The following is a 14539-nucleotide window of genomic DNA, read 5'->3' as shown; positions in this document are numbered from 1 at the left end:
AGCGTCAGGCCGGTGCAGTATGGCACACGGCCTCGACCCGGTTGCCGGCCGGATCGATGAGAAAGGCGGCGTAATAGTCGGCGTGATAGTGCGGCCGCAAGCCCGGGTCGCCATCCGACCGGCCGCCCGCCGCGAGACCGGCTGCATGGAACGCATCGACCTGCGAGCGCGTCGCGGCCTTGAAGCACCAGTGCCGCTTGTTCGGCTCGATGGCGCTGGCATCCAGATAGACGGAAAGATACGAAGACTGCGTTTCGGCCGCGTCGCAACGCTCGCCGTAGCCGAGCGCGTTGGGGCGGTCGTAGACCTTCAGCGCACCCAGCGCATTCATGATCGCATCGTAGAAGGGACGCGCTGCGTCGAGATCGGGAACGCCGATCGAAACGTGATCGAGAAGTTGCATGGTGATGGAAGTCCGCAGTCGTGAATGCACGACTATAACCGGCGCATCACACCATGCAGCGTTTGCCTTACCCCGCGTGACCGGTGCGGAACACCGACACCGCGGCGTTGAGCCGGTGCGCTTCGTTTTCGAGCGACGATGCCGCGGCCGTTGCCTGCTCGACGAGTGCCGCGTTCTGCTGGGTCACGAGGTCCATCTGTCCCACGGCGACGTTGACCTGATCGATGCCCGTGCTCTGCTCCGCCGCCGCCGATGCGATCTCGTTCATGATCGCACTCACGCGCGCGATCGCTTCGACAATTTCGCTCATCGTCGAGCCCGAGCGCTCGACGAGGCCCGCGCCGGTTTCCACGCGCGAGGTCGACGACTCGATCAGTTCCTTGATCTCCTTGGCCGCCGCGGCGCTGCGCTGCGCCAGCGAACGCACTTCGCTCGCCACCACCGCGAAGCCGCGTCCTTCCTCGCCTGCACGCGCCGCTTCCACGGCCGCGTTGAGCGCGAGAATGTTGGTCTGGAACGCAATGGCCTCGATCACGCCGACGATCTCGCCCACGCGCCGCGAGTCGCCCACGATGTCCTGCATCGTGCCGACCACTTCGCGCGAGAGCGCGCCGCCCTGCGCGGCGAGACCGGAAGCGCCCTCGGCGAGCGTGCTCGCCTGGCGTGCGTTTTCGGCGGTCTGCTTGACCGTGGAGGTCAGCTCTTCGATGCTCGCCGCCGTTTCCTCGAGCGAGGCGGCCTGCTCCTCGGTGCGCTGCGAAAGATCCGTATTGCCCGCGGCGATCTCGCTCACGCCCTTGTCGATCGACAGCGCGCCTTCACGCACGCTGCTGACCGTCTTGATGAGTGCATCCTGCATCTGCCGCAGCGCGGCCTGCAGGCGGCCCATTTCGTTGTTGCTCGTCGTCTGCACCGTGCCGCTCAGGTCGCCGGCGGCGATGCGCTGGAACTGCGCGATGGCCGCGTCCACGGGATGCACGATCGCGCGCATGAGCGCCGCGCGGCCGATCCACGCGGACAGCAGCGAGAGCACCATGCCCACGCCCACCGCGACGCTCACCGCATTGAAGCGGTCCTGCGCCTCCTGGTAGCGCTGCGCGCCGAGGTCGATCTGGCGCTTCTCGAGCACGAGCATCGCCTTTTCGTAGTTGCTGTAGAGCGACGGCAGCTTGTGGCCCTGCAGTTCCTGGAACGCGGTCTTGTCACCGGCCTTGAGTGCCGCCAGCGCCGGCTCGAGGCCATCGTGCAGGAAGCTGTTGCGCTTGGCCTGCATGTCGGCGATGAGATCCTGCGCCTCGCCTTCTCCGCTCGCGATCGACAGATAGTGGTCCAGACGCTCGTTCGAGTTCTTCAGATACTGATCGAAGCGCTTGAGCACTGCGTCCGCGGCATCGTGGTCGCCGAGGTCGGAAAGCGATGCGTTGGTGGCGAGCGCGAGGCGCAGACGCAGCAGTTGGCCGGCGCTGCCTTCGAGGTCGGCGACGGCCGGCGTATTGACGGTGTACATGGTGCGCAGCGACTCGTTGCCCGCTCGCATCGACAGGAGTCCTGTGGCGGCACCGACGATCAGGACGACGCCAAAGAAGGCGATCATCAGGGTCAGGCTCGCGCGTATCGACAGCTTGTGAAGCATTCCTGGTCTCTCTCCGTGGGGCGCGCGGCTCTGGAGGCCGCGCGTGTCCCAGTCGTTTTTCATCGAATGTTCCGGTGCGCCTACCCAGTGCAGCCCTTGCGTTCAGGCTGATTAAGCGCCCAGTACATAACAACGGCAGGAGAGCGTGCGAACTTTATGGTTTACAGCAAAGAAGCACGACCGTTAGCAACGCTTCGTAATACAGACTAATATGTGGGATGCATGTGAGTCAATCCGCATCACGCGCTGGCTTCGTGTGCGCCCGCTTCGCCCTCGTCCATCGGCACGAGATAGCGCAGCACGTCGCGCCAGCTCACGATGCCCACGGGGCGAAATTCGGCATCCACGATGGGGATGCACGAAATCTTGTTGGAGAGAAAGAGGGCCACGGCGTCGGAGAGGCTCGACTCGGGTCGCAGCGTGAGCGGCTTGCGGCTCATGATCTGGTGCACGCGCTTGTTGAGCGTGCCGAGGTCGCGCGCGGATTCGACCACGCTGTCGATGAACGGGCTGATCGCGCGCAGCAGGTCGCGATCGGAAACGACGCCTTGCAGCTTGCCGTCTTCGACCACGAGCAGATGGTGAAAGCTCGCTTCCGCGAAAATCTCGCGCACCGTCGCGAGCGTGTCGTCGAAACCGACGGTGACGACACGGCTCGTCATGAAGTTCTCTACTTGCATACCTTCCAGACCTGAATGGGTTCGACGTCCCGAACCGGCCTGTGCGCAACGGATTCCGGCGGCGTCTCGGGGCTTCAGCCCGTGATATCGACCACCCGCGCGTAAATCTTCAGTCTGGATAACGGTGTGGGAAGCGCACACACGGCGCGCACCATCTGCTGCACGCTTTTGTCATGCTTCGAGCGCGAGCGTCGCGAAGGTAGCGAGCCAGTGCTCGCCCATATAGTCCCCGGCCACATGGTCGAGCGCACTGGCCAGATGCAACTGCGCGGCATCGTTGAGGACGGCCACGCGGGCGTCGCCGGCGGGCAGTGCGCGTGCAAGTGAGCGCTGACACCACGCGCGGCTCAGGTTGAGCCCGTCGAGGTGGGCGATCTTGCCGTCGCTGCGGTCGGTCACGGTGGCCGGCGTGAAGAGCGTCACCGGCTCTTGCACCGCGAGGTTGGGCAAGAAGCGCGTGAACCACGGCTCGAAATCCTGTGCGCGCAGGACGCGGCTCATCAGCAAGGCCACGCTTAGCGCGGGAGACAGGAATTCGTCGCCGCCCGGCTCCCATGCCTGGCAGCCCACGTCGTTCGCGTGCCAGCGCGTGGCGGTGTCTTCGATCAGCGTCGCCAGCGCCGGACGCGACGTGGCTTTCGCGAAGTCGTACGCGAGTGTGAGCGCGAACGCCGTGTTGAAGTGAGTGCCCACTCGCAACGGATAGGTCGCCTTCGGCAGGAAATCCTCGAAGCGCTCGACGAACCACTCGGTCAGCGGCGCCAGCGCCGCCTGCCAGCGCGCGGCCTGCGGCAGCTTCATCGACTCGAGCAGCGCCTCGACCTGCGCCGCGAGCGCGAGCAGCCATGCCCAGCCATAAGGGCGCTCGAAACCGCGGTTGTGCGCGAGCGTGAGGTAGGCCATTTCGCCGGCCATCTTCTCCGGTGTGAAGTGTTCATCGACCACGGCGACGATCTGCGGCCCTTCGGGCAGGTCGGGAAAGCGCTCCAGCAGATGCAGCACGAGCCAGTAGCCGTGCACGCACGAATGCCAGTCGTAGCTGCCGTAAAAGGCCGGGTGCAGCGCGCGCGGGCCCTGCACGTCCTGCGGGCCTTCGAGCGAGTGAGTCAGCTTGTTCGGGTACTCGCGCGTGAGGTGGGCAAGCGCGAGCGAGGCGAACTTCGAGGCATGGGCGGCGGTGAGGTGTGTGGTCATCGTGAGCTCATCAGAACCGGAAAACGAAGGCGTACATCAGCAGCGTGTTGACGACGAGCAGCAGCACGGCGGTCGGCCATTGCGCCTTGATCACGCCGTTCTTGTCGCTCAATTCGAGCAGCGCCGCGGGGACGATGTTGAAGTTCGCGGCCATGGGCGTCATGAGCGTGCCGCAGAAGCCGGAGAGCATGCCGATCGCGCCAAGAATCGCCGGGTTGCCGCGGAAGTGATGCACGATCAGCGGCAGGCCGATGCCGGCGGTCATCACCGGAAAGGCGGCGAACGCGTTGCCCATGATCATCGTAAAGACGGCCATGCCGAAAGTGTAGGCGGCCAAGACCGCGAACGCCGAATTCTGGGGAATCCAGTTCGTGACGAGCTCGGACACCACGTGGCCGACGCCCGCCGCCGCGAACAGCGCGCCGAGCCCGCGAGCAACGCGTTCAGGCGCAATGCGAAACCGATCAACACAATCGGCACCCCTATCAAAACCAGCACCTCTCCTCCGCCTTATGTCTTTCCGCCGATCTCGTGGACGCGGCGCGCGCGGGCGCGCTTCCCCGTTGCGCCCAATACAGCCCGGAAATCTATCACGAGAATTTATCGATAAATAGTCGATAAAGTCTTTATAAGGGAAGTCCCTGGGCAATGCGCATCCATGAAGACGAGTTGGTGCCGCCGCGCTGTGGCGCGGCGTGGGCCGGGGTAGGCGGGCTGGACAGTTAGTTGCATCCGGCGGGACGGACTGGAATGCCTGCGCGGCTGGATTCAGATGTCGAGATCGAATGCGCGTTGATCGTTCGCCGCTTGCGGCGCGTCATGGAACGACAACTCGACGCCAATGCGCTCGCCGCTGCGCACCCGGCTGATGGCATGCCGGAGGTTCACGCGGTAGTAACCGCTGCTGCCCTTGAACGGCCGCTGGGCCGTGGCAATGATCGCCGCGTCGCCCAACCCGAGCGGAACGACCGTCGGGCGCGACTGCATGCGCGGACGCTGCTCGGTCAGCACCAGTTCGCCGCCCGTGAAGTCTTTCCCCGGCGCCGAGAGCAAGGCGACCACTTGCAGCGGAAATACATGCTTGCCGTCACTGCGTTGATGCAGCGCCAGATAGTCGTCGGTGCCCAACTGGTTCAGATGCGATTGCGTCCGGGTTTGCCCCGCTCGCCGGTTGCGCTCCAGAAATTCATCCAGCGTCGCGGGGAATCGATAAGGCATGCCAAGCATCTCGTTCCATCGATTGGCAATGGGCGCCAACTGGCGATAGAGGTCCACACGCCATTGCGCCCACGGCTGCGGGAGAGGCGTTCCGAAATGCAGCAGATCGCCACGGCCGAGATCGAGCGAGTCGAGCGACACACGGCGCAATGCAGTCGATGTCCCGGCTTCGCGCGCGAGCCTGCGGGCTTCGTCCGCACCGGCTAGCCGAGGCAGTACCGCATAGCCTTCGCTGCCCAGTTGCGCGGCGATTGCGCTCCAATCGAGCTTGTCGAATGTGTCGGCAGATGAAGTCATAGGCAAGGACATATTCGTTTCAAAAACCCGGGAGCGTTGCCGTCTGCGGAACGTCGCGTATAGCGGGAATCGCCTTCTCGTGTTCGAGCAGCCAGCGCTTGCGATGCAAGCCCCACGCGTAGCCCTTCAACTCGCCGTTGCTGGCGATCACGCGGTGGCACGGCACGACGATCGCGATGGGATTGGCGCCGTTCGCCGCGCCGATGTCGATCGCCGCGCGCGGGTCTTCGAATCCCAACGCTTTCGCGAGCTTGCCGTAGCTGGTGGTGCTGCCAGCCGGAATCTGGCGCAACGCGGCCCAGACCTTTTCTTCCGGGTCCGAACCGGCCATGACGACCGGCAGAGAATCGAGCGCGGTCAATTCGCCCGAGAAATAACGCGTCATGGCGTCGGCGATCGAAGCCGGCGCGGCGGCGTCGATCCATTCGGCACTGCCGTGGCGTTCGCGCAAACTACGATGCAGGCGCGAGTGGTGATCGGCGAATTCGAGCGCGTGCAGCCGCTGCTGCGCATCGCTCACCAGCATGAGGTCGCCGAGCGGCGACTCGATATGGCTGAGAAACAGTTGCATGATGCGTTCCTTCGCGTCGTACGCGCACTAACGTGAATCGTGAAAAATCAGGCCGACGGTATGGCGCTTGCCACTGCGCACCACGCTCACGCCGTGCCGCATGGCGACCCTGCGCGTGCCGCCGCGCCGGTTCGCAGCCGGCCGCTGGTTGACGGTGAACAGCACGGCGTCGCCTTGCTCCAGCGGAATCACTTCGGCACACTGGCCGTTCGACGCGCTCTGCGTCATCACGAACTCGCCGCCCTCGAAGTCGACGCCGGGCCGTGACAGCAGCATCGCCACCTGCAGCGGAAACACATGCTCGCCGTAGAGGTCCTGGTGCAGGCAGTTGTAGTCGCCCGGGCCGTATTCGAGGATCAGCGGTGTCGGACGTGTTTGCCCTGCGCGGTGGCATTGATCGAGAAAGGCGTCGAGGTCGGCCGGGTATTGCGTGTCGATCCCCAGTTGCCCGTTCCAACGGTTCGCGATCGGCGCGAGGTACGGATAGAGCGCATGCCGCAAGCGCTGAAGCAGCGACGGCAGCGGATACGCGAAGTACTTGTATTCCCCGCGCCCGAAATTATGGCGCGCCATGACGATGCGCGAGCGAAAGCCATCGTTCCTCGCGTACAGGGCGGCGAGTTGCGCGCATTGCTCGGGCCTGAGCACGCGGGGCAGCACGGCGTAGCCGCGTGCGTCGAGCGATTGCTCGATCTCGATCCAGTCATAGGTTGCGGATTCCGGCTTCTGTGCCCGCATGGCTCCGGTTTTCATCGCGTCTTTCCCTCCTCTCGCAAGCGGCATTCTCGCCGATCTCGCCCACAGACCAACGATACGTGGGCGCGCCGCGCGTTCCGATCCGGATGTTGCGCTCTAATTCGGCGCGCGCCACGGCGTGAATACCACGCGAATGTCACGGCAAGAAACGGGTATCTGCGCGGTTTTCCGGTCGATATCGTTCATTTCAGGCGGAGCAATCCTGCTTCGCCGTGAATCGAGATCAGCAAGGAGTCGAACATGTCGATGGAAGAGGACAACAAGGCGATTGTTGGCCGCTGGTTCACGCGTTTCTGGGGCGAAACCTGCGACCTCAGCGTCGTCGATGAGCTAGCCGCGCCGGACATGCTGCTCAAGTATTCGCTGCACGAGCCGCGCCGCGGCCGCGAGGACATCAAGGCGTTCATGACCGGCTTTCGCGCGGCGTTCCCGAATCTGAACTTCTGGGGCGCGGCCGACTTGATCGCCGAAGGCGAGTACGTGGTGGGCCAGTGGGAAGGCGGCGGCACGCATTCGGGCCCGGCGTTCGGGGACTTTCTCGCGGGGTCGTTGCCAGCATCGAGCGGCCGCAAGATGCACTTCACCGGCACGACGGTATTGCGCCTGAAAGACGGCAAGATCGTCGAGGAGAGCGGGCTCGACGACGGCGTAACGGCGCTCACGCAGCTCGGGCTCATCAAGCGGGGCTGACTGCGCCACGAACGGAACGTCTCACATAGGGAGTCGAATCATGTCACCGCTCGCCCCGCTCCTCCCGCTTCACGCGCTCGCCGCCCAACGCGACGGGCTACGGCCTGAACTGCTCGCGCTGTTCCTGCGTCATGCGCAATCCGACGCCTGACTCAGCGCGAGCATCGATGGCCCGTGCGTGGAAAGCGGTCAGGCGCCGCCGCAATGCGCCACGACGTTGGACTGCGCGTCGAGCCACACCGGAATCGCATCGAGCTTGGCGCCGGCGCACGGGCCTACGATGCACTGCCCGTCTTCGAAGCGAAACAACGCGCTGTGATGCGCGCACATGATCACCTGTGCGCGATACGTCGGCACATGGCCGGCCTCGTAGTCGAGCGGCACCGAGAAGTGCGGGCAGCGGTTCGCGTACGCCCATACTTCGCCGCCCCGCCGCACGACGACGACCGGCCGCCCCGCCAGCGCGGCGTCGATCACGCGCGCGCCGCCGTCGGGCACATCGTCGAGGCAACACAGGCTCACGGTCGGCATGATTCACACCCTTTGCTCAGGATTGCCAAGGTTCCAGTCCCACGGACGGATCTCGACGTGCTCGAACAAGCCCGCCAGCGTATAGGGATCGTCGCGCACGAAGCGCATCACGTCGTCGTAGCCTTCCGCCTCGATCACGAGCAGCGTGCCGTTGAGCGCGTCGCAATGCGGCGCGAGCGTCGAGCCGCCCAGCCGCACGAACACCCCGCGCTGCGAGGCCGAGCGCAGATAGGTGCGATGCACGGCGCGCTCGCGCTCGCGGACTTCGCGCATGCCGGGCTTGTCGGTGGCGAATACGGCGTAGTAGCGTGTGTGCGGTCTCATGCGCGCTCCAGCACGAAGTCGTAGCGCGCCTCGCGAAAGCCGCCCTCGAAGCCGAACTGCTGCGCGGCCGCCCCGCCCGCCGCGTGCTCGCGATAGTCGACGAGCAGCGAGGGCTTCACGCCGAACACCGCGTCCGAATCCAGATACGGATCGTTCTGGTTGAACAGGTGCGTGACGAGCGCGCTGTGGCCCGGCGCCGTGATCATGAAGTGCAGGTGGGCGGGCCGCCACGGATGCCGCCCCGTGGCGTTGAGCATGCGGCCCACTGGGCCGTCGGTCGGAATGGGATAGCACACGGGCACGATGGTGCGGATTGCGTAGCGGCCTTCGGCGTCGGTGCGATAGCGGCCGCGCAGGTTGCCGTGCGGCTGTTCGGTGTCCTGCCCCGAATACATGCCGTTGTCCGCCGTCTGCCACACCTCGAGCAGCGCGTTCGCCACGGGCTGGCCGTCGGTCGTCAGCACGCGGCCATGCACGAGGGCCGGCGTACCCGGCGTGAACGCCATGTTCTCGCCATAGGTACGTTCGGGCATGCCTTCGATGTAGAACGGGCCGAACACGGTCGTATCGGTCGCGCCTGTCGCGTAGCGGTGATTGATCGCATCGACGAGCATCGACACGCCCAGCGTGTCGGAAAGCAGGATGAATTCCTGGCGCACGACGTCGTCGCACATCTGGCCCGTCTCGGTCAGGAAGCGGATCGCGGCGAACCACTCCGCTTCCGTCGGCTCGACTTCGCGCACGTAGGCGTGCAGATGCCGCACGAGGCTTTGCATCAGCGTGCGCAGGCGCGCGTCGGGTGTGTTCGCGAACCGGCCCACGACCTGTTCCGCCAAGGCGCGCTCTGCTTCGGTGCCATGCATCGACATGCTTGTCTCCTTTCCGTTGTTTTGTGCGCCACGCACGTGGCGTGGCGCAGCCCGGCTAGCGCGGCGCCACGCCTTCCCACGCGCGTTGCAGCAGTTCGCGGATCGCCGCGCGCTCCAGCGGCCGCGGATTGGGATAGGCATTCGTGCACGCGAGATCGGCCGCTTCGTCGAGGCCCGCTTCGGGCATGCCGATCTCCGCGAGCGACATGGGAATGCCTAGCGACGCGTTCAACGCGTACAGCCGCGGCCCGGCCTCATCCGCATGCGCACCGCCGAGCGCACGCGCCACGCGCTCGAGCGCGTGTGTTGCGGTCGCGTGGTTGTAATGCGCCGTATGCGGCAGCATGACAGCATGCGTTTGCGCGTGCGGCAGGTTGAAGGTGCCGCCGAGCGTGTGGCAGAGCTTGTGATGCAGCGCCATGCTCACGGCGCTCAGGGAAGTGCCCGCGAGCCACGCGCCATAGAGCGCGCGACTGCGCATTGCCGCGTCGTCCGGGCGACGCACGACGCCCGGCAGCGCTTCGCCCAGCGCGCGAATCGATTCCTCGGCCATCAGGCTGATCACCGGGTTCGCATCCTCGGCATAGAGCGCCTCCACCGCGTGCGCCATGGCGTTCACGCCCGAAGCCGCCGAGATGCCGGCGGGCAGCGAGACGGTGAGCGACGGGTCGTAGATCACAGTGCGCGGCAGCACGCGCAGGTCGCGCCCGGTCTTTTTCAGGCGCCCTTCGGTGAGCCCGTAGATGGGCGTCATCTCCGAGCCCGCGTAGGTCGTGGGCACGGCGACGATCGGCAGCGCCGATTCGAGCGCGATGGCCTTGCCAAGGCCGATGGTCGAGCCGCCGCCCACGGCCACGCAGCACTGCGCGTCCAGTGCCGCCGCCTTTTCGCGCGCGGCCCGCGCGACCTCCACGGGCACGTGCATGACCGCTTCGGCATGGACGCCCGCGGCGCGCTCGCCGAGCAGGCGCGCGACTTCTTCAGCGAGAGGCCGCTGCTCGGGCGTCGAGAGGATCAACGCGCGGCGTGCGCCCAGCCGGTCCACTTCTTCGGGCAACCGCGCGAGGTTGCCCCAGCCGAACACGACGCGCGACGGCAAGCCCTGATAAACGAAGCGATCCATACGTACCTCAACGCTTGAAGTGGGGCGGCACCTGGGCATCCACGTTGACCCACACCGAGCGGGCCTCCGTGTAGTCGTGCATCGCCTCGAAGCCCATTTCGCGCCCGTAGCCCGATTGACCGACGCCGCCGAACGGGCTGCCCGGATTCACGCGCTTGTAGCAGTTCACCCAGCACATGCCCGCGTGAATCTTGCCCGCGATGCTGTGCGCGCGCGAGAGGTCGCGCGTCCACAGGCCGCTGCCGAGACCGTAGTCGGTGCCGTTCGCAATGGCGAGCGCTTCTTCGTCGGACTTGAAGCGCAGCACGGTCACGAACGGGCCGAACACCTCTTCCTGCGCGATACGATCATCCGGCGTCTTCGCCTCGATCACCGTGGGGCGCACGTAGTAGCCGTTGGCGAGCGCGGGGTCCTGCGGCGCGCTGCCGCCCGTTAGGACGCGCCCGCCCTGCTCGCGCGCCACGTCCACGAAGGCCTTCACGCGCTCCAGATGCTGCAGCGAAGTGAGCGGGCCCATTTCTGTTTCGGCGTCCAAAGGATTGCCGACACGAATCGAAGCGCCGAGCGCCACGAAGCGTTCGAGAAATTCGTCGGCGATGCGCTCGTGCAGCACCAGACGCGAGCCCGCAATGCAGGCCTGCCCCTGGTTGTGGAAGATCGCCCAGGCCGCGCCGTTGATGGCGGCGTCGAGATTGGCGTCGTCGAACACGATATTGGCACCCTTGCCGCCCAGTTCGAGCTGCACGCGCTTCAGATTGCCCTGCGAGGCCTCCACGATGCGCCGCCCCGTAGCCGTCGACCCGGTGAAGGCGATTTTGCCCACGCCCTCGTGCTCCGCGAGCCGCTGCCCGGCCGTATGCCCATAGCCCGGCACGATGTTGACGACGCCCGCGGGAAAGCCCACTTCCGCCATCAACTCGACGATGCGCAGCGTGGAAAGCGGCGTGATTTCCGAGGGCTTCAGCACCACCGTGTTGCCGGCCGCGAGCGCTGGGCCCATCTTCCAGCTCGTGAACATGAGCGGGAAATTCCACGGCACGATCTGGCCCACCACGCCAATGGGCGCGCGCTGCACGTAGTTGAGAAAGCCCGTTTCGACCGGAATGACCGAGCCTTGCAGCTTGTCGGCCATGCCGCCGAAGTAGCGGAAGCACGCCGCCGTGCGCGGCACGTCCAGCGCGCGCGAATCGCGGATCGGGTGCCCCGTGTCGAGCGATTCCAGTTGCGCGAGTTCTTCGCCGTTCGCTTCGATGGCGTCGGCCAGACGCAGCAGCAGGCGGCCGCGTTCGGCAGCCGGCATCGCCGACCATTGCGGGAAGGCGCGCGTAGCGGCGGCCACGGCCAGATCGATGTCGGCGGCGGTGGCGGCGGCGATCTTCGTGATCAGCGAGCCGTCGTGCGGATTGAGCACGTCGATGGTGCCGCCCTCGACGGCGTCAACGAAGCGGCCGTCGATAAACAATTGCGTTTGCATGAGTAAATCCTCGGTTGATGCTTAGGCGTGCTGCGTAGCTGCTGGGAACTCGCTCAGAACTCGACCGGATACGGCTTGAGTTCGCCACTCTCGTAGCGCGTGGGCAAGCCGGCGGTCGCGTTCTCCCACACGAGCAGCATCGAACGCTTGGTCGAATAGCCCTGATGGCGGATATCGGCGGGCATGGCGCAAATGTCGCCCGCGCGCATGGTGATGCGTGCGCGCGGCGCGCCGGTGTTCTTGTCGCCGATGTCCCAGATGATCTCGTCGGAGAGCTGCAGGAACCACTCCACGCGGTCGTTGCCGTGGAAGACCGGCAGGATGTACTCCTCCGTGGTCGGGCAGAACAGGCTCTGGCCGCACACCGAAGTGACCGAGGGGTTCCATGTCACGTCCGAGCGCGAGAGGTACTTGAAGAGGTTGAACGCGTGCAGCTCGCCTTCGAAGCCAGGCTCGGCGTGCACTTCGGGGTTGTCCTGAGGCACGTCGGCGAAGGCGCGGTTCACCGGGAGGTCGTCGCGCAGCGGCGAGTCGCCTTCGAGGCCCGGCATGCGGCGCGTGGCGATGCGCGTCCGCTCGATCGCGGCGTCGTTCTCGCCATGCTTGCGGCCGAATGCGGTGCCAGTTTCCTCGGGCGCGGCGAACGGGTCGAAGCCTTCGTTGGTCCAGTCGTGCAGGATCGCCTTGAAGGTCGCCATGATGGTGGGCGTTTCGAAGGTCTCGATATAGTCCACGCCAGCGTCCTTCATGATGCCGTTGAACGAGCCCGCATACACGTCCACCTTGCCGTAGTGGTTGCGCGTGCCGAACACGTGATCGAAATTCACCCAGCCGTAGAAGAAGCCCCAGGCCACGTCGCGCATCATGGCGCGCAGGAAGGCGTCGGCGGGGATGGCGTGCGTGCGCGTCTGCCCCTTCGCGGGCCACAGCACTTTCACGAAGTATTCGTCACGGGTGAATTCGAAGGCGCCGAGCGTGTAGCGGCGATAGCCGGTCACCGCGTCGGGCTCGCTCGCGCGTACGGTGTCGGCGGCAAAGCCTGCGGATTGGTCTTGGGTTTCGAGGGTGGCCATTTGGTGTCTCCGGTGGTCGAGTGATCGGTTAGCGCGTGTTGTGTCAGTGCAGGCAGATATCTGCCCACTTCTGCACGGACAGTTCACCGGCCATGGTCTGCACGAGCGCCACGCCAGGCTTCTGCGCGCTGAAGCGATACGCGCAGCCCGCAGGCAGCAGCGCCTGATGCCCGCGGCACAGCACCACGTGGCCCATCTTGCGGCCCGCAGGCTGCTCGCCCGCGTCGACCGTGCCCGTACCGCTCTTGGGCGGCGTATCGAGCTTGATGAAGTCGATGCGCACTTCGCCGTCCATCAGGATCACGAACTCATCGTGGGCGCAGGCGAACCAGCGCGACTGTCCTTCCGTGCGCAGCACCTCGATCACGTAGTCGAGGTTCTTGCCGACTACGACTTTCTCGTAGGGCGCCGAACTTGCGGCGACTTCGAAGACGTTGGAGAAAACATAGTGGCGGGCGTCGCCGCTCGTGATTTCGATCTCGCCCTTGCGGTACTGCTCGAGCGAGCCGAAGACGGTGTGGAATGACGAATCGGGCATGGCTGTCTCCTGTTTTGGAAGGTGTCGTTGGAATCAACTTTAGGAGCGCTGCGCGGCGGTAACAACCGGCGGCCAGGCGACTACGGCATTCGCGTTTCGCAAATAATCGCGGCAGTCAATCGTCGCAAGCGCTAGCGCACCCAGCCGCGCTCGATCAGCGGCACGTCCCACGCGGGCTCGGGGCCCAGATACTCGGCCAGAAACTCCACCAGCGCCTTCACTTTCAGGGCCTGGCGCTGCGTGGAGGGATACACGGCGGCAAAGCTCAACGCCGAAAGGTGGTACTCGGTGAGAATCGGCACGAGCGAGCCGTTGAGCAGCGCCTCGCTAGCCACGAGCGTAGGCAGGCACACCACGCCGCCGCCCGTGAGCGCGTAATCGCGCAGCAAATGCACCGAGTTCGAGCGGATCATGCCGGGCAACTCCATCTCCACGACTTCGTCGCCGCGGGTCATCGTCCAGCGGTTGCGCGAGGGGTAGCCCGAATAGAGCGCCGTGGTGTGCTGCAGCAATTCGCGCGGATGCTGCGGCGCGCCATGCTCCTCTACATAAGCGGGCGTGGCGCAAAAGAGCCGCCGCACCGAAAAGAGTCGCCGCTCGATCAGCGAATCGGATATCGGCGGGAAGATCTGGAACGCGACGTCGAAGCCTTCTTCGATCGGATCGACCACGCGGTCGTTGACGATCACATCGAGCTGGATGCCGGGATAGCGGCGATTGAACTCGGCGAGCGGCGCGCCGAAATGGCCCAGCGCGAAGCCCGGCAGGATCTGGATGCGCAGCCTGCCCGTGGGCGTGGCGCGCAGCTCGCGCATCTGGTCGGTCAGCTCGTTCACGCGCCCCACCACCTCCGCGCACTCACGATAAAACGCTTCGCCGACTTCGGAGAGGCGCACGTGCCGCGTGCTGCGATGAAAGAGCGGGGCGTTGACGAACTTCTCCAGTTGCTGGATGCGGTTCGTCACGACCGAACTGGTCACGCCGAGTTGCCGGGCGGCCTCCGCGAAACTGCTCGTTTCCGCCACGCGCACAAAGGCTTCGATGCTCAGGAATCGGTCCATGCTCCTCTCTTTTTCTCGGGTTCGGGCCCTTCAAGTATAGGGCCCGCCTCCCGTCGCTCGCGCCGCTCCTGCACGGGCGGCGCAGCCGCAGAGGACGCCACGGA

The 14539-nt window shown here is 65.6% G+C and carries 16 protein-coding genes and 1 pseudogene; 1 reads left to right on the top strand and 16 read right to left on the bottom strand.

Annotation, left to right across the window (positions count from 1 at the left end; translation table 11 throughout):
- Positions 1-4: 4 nt before the first annotated feature.
- From AB4Y44_RS05615 to AB4Y44_RS05580, 8 genes and pseudogenes are all read right to left on the bottom strand, one after another.
- Positions 5-403 carry a VOC family protein gene (locus AB4Y44_RS05615; protein ID WP_342919719.1) on the bottom strand — a complete coding sequence of 133 codons (399 nt, stop codon included), beginning with the start codon at positions 401-403 and terminating at the stop codon, positions 5-7.
- 67 nt (positions 404-470) lie between these two features.
- Entirely contained in the window at positions 471-2036 is a 1566-nt protein-coding gene (locus AB4Y44_RS05610) for a methyl-accepting chemotaxis protein (protein ID WP_342919720.1), read from the bottom strand.
- Positions 2037-2275: 239 nt separating this feature from the next.
- A complete protein-coding gene (locus tag AB4Y44_RS05605) occupies positions 2276-2716 on the bottom strand; it encodes a CBS domain-containing protein (protein ID WP_368698927.1) in 441 nt (146 codons plus the stop codon).
- A gap of 171 nt (positions 2717-2887) precedes the next feature.
- Positions 2888-3910 (bottom strand): DUF2891 domain-containing protein, encoded by a 1023-nt coding sequence (locus AB4Y44_RS05600; RefSeq protein WP_342919722.1) that lies wholly within the window; start codon positions 3908-3910, stop codon positions 2888-2890.
- 10 nt (positions 3911-3920) lie between these two features.
- Positions 3921-4364, bottom strand: a pseudogene (locus tag AB4Y44_RS05595) (5-oxoproline transporter, DUF979 family subunit); the annotation flags it as partial.
- A gap of 314 nt (positions 4365-4678) precedes the next feature.
- On the bottom strand, positions 4679-5425 hold the full coding sequence (locus AB4Y44_RS05590; RefSeq protein ID WP_368698926.1) for a 2OG-Fe(II) oxygenase: 747 nt from the start codon (positions 5423-5425) through the stop codon (positions 4679-4681).
- 19 nt (positions 5426-5444) lie between these two features.
- Positions 5445-5996 carry a methylated-DNA--[protein]-cysteine S-methyltransferase gene (locus AB4Y44_RS05585; protein ID WP_368698925.1) on the bottom strand — a complete coding sequence of 184 codons (552 nt, stop codon included), beginning with the start codon at positions 5994-5996 and terminating at the stop codon, positions 5445-5447.
- Between the two features lie 27 nt (positions 5997-6023).
- Positions 6024-6749, bottom strand: coding sequence for a 2OG-Fe(II) oxygenase (locus tag AB4Y44_RS05580; RefSeq protein ID WP_368698924.1), 726 nt, complete (start codon positions 6747-6749; stop codon positions 6024-6026).
- A 243-nt stretch (positions 6750-6992) separates the two neighbouring features.
- On the opposite strand from AB4Y44_RS05580, the gene AB4Y44_RS05575 reads away from it, so the two are divergent.
- Positions 6993-7442: an ester cyclase gene (locus AB4Y44_RS05575; protein ID WP_368698923.1), complete on the top strand. Its 450-nt coding sequence runs from the start codon at positions 6993-6995 to the stop codon at positions 7440-7442.
- Positions 7443-7631: 189 nt separating this feature from the next.
- On the opposite strand, the gene AB4Y44_RS05570 is transcribed toward AB4Y44_RS05575, so the two are convergent.
- The 8 genes from AB4Y44_RS05570 to AB4Y44_RS05535 form a co-directional block, all read right to left on the bottom strand.
- Complete coding sequence (locus AB4Y44_RS05570) at positions 7632-7973, bottom strand: Rieske (2Fe-2S) protein (RefSeq protein ID WP_368698922.1); 342 nt, start codon at positions 7971-7973, stop codon at positions 7632-7634.
- Between the two features lie 3 nt (positions 7974-7976).
- Entirely contained in the window at positions 7977-8297 is a 321-nt protein-coding gene (locus AB4Y44_RS05565; protein ID WP_368698921.1) for a YciI family protein, read from the bottom strand.
- Positions 8294-9166: an intradiol ring-cleavage dioxygenase gene (locus AB4Y44_RS05560; protein ID WP_368698920.1), complete on the bottom strand. Its 873-nt coding sequence runs from the start codon at positions 9164-9166 to the stop codon at positions 8294-8296. Before AB4Y44_RS05560 ends, AB4Y44_RS05565 begins: the two co-directional genes overlap by 4 nt.
- 55 nt (positions 9167-9221) lie before the next feature.
- Entirely contained in the window at positions 9222-10289 is a 1068-nt protein-coding gene (locus tag AB4Y44_RS05555) for a maleylacetate reductase (RefSeq protein ID WP_368698919.1), read from the bottom strand.
- 7 nt (positions 10290-10296) lie between these two features.
- Positions 10297-11763: an aldehyde dehydrogenase family protein gene (locus AB4Y44_RS05550; RefSeq protein WP_368698918.1), complete on the bottom strand. Its 1467-nt coding sequence runs from the start codon at positions 11761-11763 to the stop codon at positions 10297-10299.
- A gap of 53 nt (positions 11764-11816) precedes the next feature.
- Positions 11817-12836 (bottom strand): hydroxyquinol 1,2-dioxygenase, encoded by a 1020-nt coding sequence (locus tag AB4Y44_RS05545; RefSeq protein ID WP_342919730.1) that lies wholly within the window; start codon positions 12834-12836, stop codon positions 11817-11819.
- A 43-nt stretch (positions 12837-12879) separates the two neighbouring features.
- The gene (locus tag AB4Y44_RS05540) at positions 12880-13374 is read right to left on the bottom strand and encodes a hydroxyquinol 1,2-dioxygenase (RefSeq protein WP_342919731.1); all 495 of its coding nucleotides are present in this window, start codon (positions 13372-13374) and stop codon (positions 12880-12882) included.
- A 131-nt stretch (positions 13375-13505) separates the two neighbouring features.
- On the bottom strand, positions 13506-14435 hold the full coding sequence (locus tag AB4Y44_RS05535) for a LysR family transcriptional regulator (protein ID WP_342919732.1): 930 nt from the start codon (positions 14433-14435) through the stop codon (positions 13506-13508).
- Positions 14436-14539: the final 104 nt, after the last annotated feature.

It is taken from the genome of Paraburkholderia sp. BR10937 (assembly GCF_040965695.1).
GTDB lineage: Bacteria > Pseudomonadota > Gammaproteobacteria > Burkholderiales > Burkholderiaceae > Paraburkholderia.
This window is presented reverse-complemented; position numbering and strand designations above follow the sequence as displayed.

What these genes read in the sequence shown, in the direction of transcription:
- AB4Y44_RS05550 (WP_368698918.1), bottom strand. Translation starts at nt 11,763, where the DNA reads ATGCAAACGCAATTGTTTATCGACGGCCGCTTCGTTGACGCCGTCGAG.
- AB4Y44_RS05610 (WP_342919720.1), bottom strand. Translation starts at nt 2,036, where the DNA reads ATGCTTCACAAGCTGTCGATACGCGCGAGCCTGACCCTGATGATCGCC.
- AB4Y44_RS05615 (WP_342919719.1), bottom strand. Translation starts at nt 403, where the DNA reads ATGCAACTTCTCGATCACGTTTCGATCGGCGTTCCCGATCTCGACGCA.
- AB4Y44_RS05600 (WP_342919722.1), bottom strand. Translation starts at nt 3,910, where the DNA reads ATGACCACACACCTCACCGCCGCCCATGCCTCGAAGTTCGCCTCGCTC.
- AB4Y44_RS05575 (WP_368698923.1), top strand. Translation starts at nt 6,993, where the DNA reads ATGTCGATGGAAGAGGACAACAAGGCGATTGTTGGCCGCTGGTTCACG.
- AB4Y44_RS05570 (WP_368698922.1), bottom strand. Translation starts at nt 7,973, where the DNA reads ATGCCGACCGTGAGCCTGTGTTGCCTCGACGATGTGCCCGACGGCGGC.
- AB4Y44_RS05560 (WP_368698920.1), bottom strand. Translation starts at nt 9,166, where the DNA reads ATGTCGATGCATGGCACCGAAGCAGAGCGCGCCTTGGCGGAACAGGTC.
- AB4Y44_RS05540 (WP_342919731.1), bottom strand. Translation starts at nt 13,374, where the DNA reads ATGCCCGATTCGTCATTCCACACCGTCTTCGGCTCGCTCGAGCAGTAC.
- AB4Y44_RS05590 (WP_368698926.1), bottom strand. Translation starts at nt 5,425, where the DNA reads ATGACTTCATCTGCCGACACATTCGACAAGCTCGATTGGAGCGCAATC.
- AB4Y44_RS05535 (WP_342919732.1), bottom strand. Translation starts at nt 14,435, where the DNA reads ATGGACCGATTCCTGAGCATCGAAGCCTTTGTGCGCGTGGCGGAAACG.
- AB4Y44_RS05545 (WP_342919730.1), bottom strand. Translation starts at nt 12,836, where the DNA reads ATGGCCACCCTCGAAACCCAAGACCAATCCGCAGGCTTTGCCGCCGAC.
- AB4Y44_RS05565 (WP_368698921.1), bottom strand. Translation starts at nt 8,297, where the DNA reads ATGAGACCGCACACACGCTACTACGCCGTATTCGCCACCGACAAGCCC.
- AB4Y44_RS05580 (WP_368698924.1), bottom strand. Translation starts at nt 6,749, where the DNA reads ATGAAAACCGGAGCCATGCGGGCACAGAAGCCGGAATCCGCAACCTAT.
- AB4Y44_RS05555 (WP_368698919.1), bottom strand. Translation starts at nt 10,289, where the DNA reads ATGGATCGCTTCGTTTATCAGGGCTTGCCGTCGCGCGTCGTGTTCGGC.
- AB4Y44_RS05605 (WP_368698927.1), bottom strand. Translation starts at nt 2,716, where the DNA reads ATGCAAGTAGAGAACTTCATGACGAGCCGTGTCGTCACCGTCGGTTTC.
- AB4Y44_RS05585 (WP_368698925.1), bottom strand. Translation starts at nt 5,996, where the DNA reads ATGCAACTGTTTCTCAGCCATATCGAGTCGCCGCTCGGCGACCTCATG.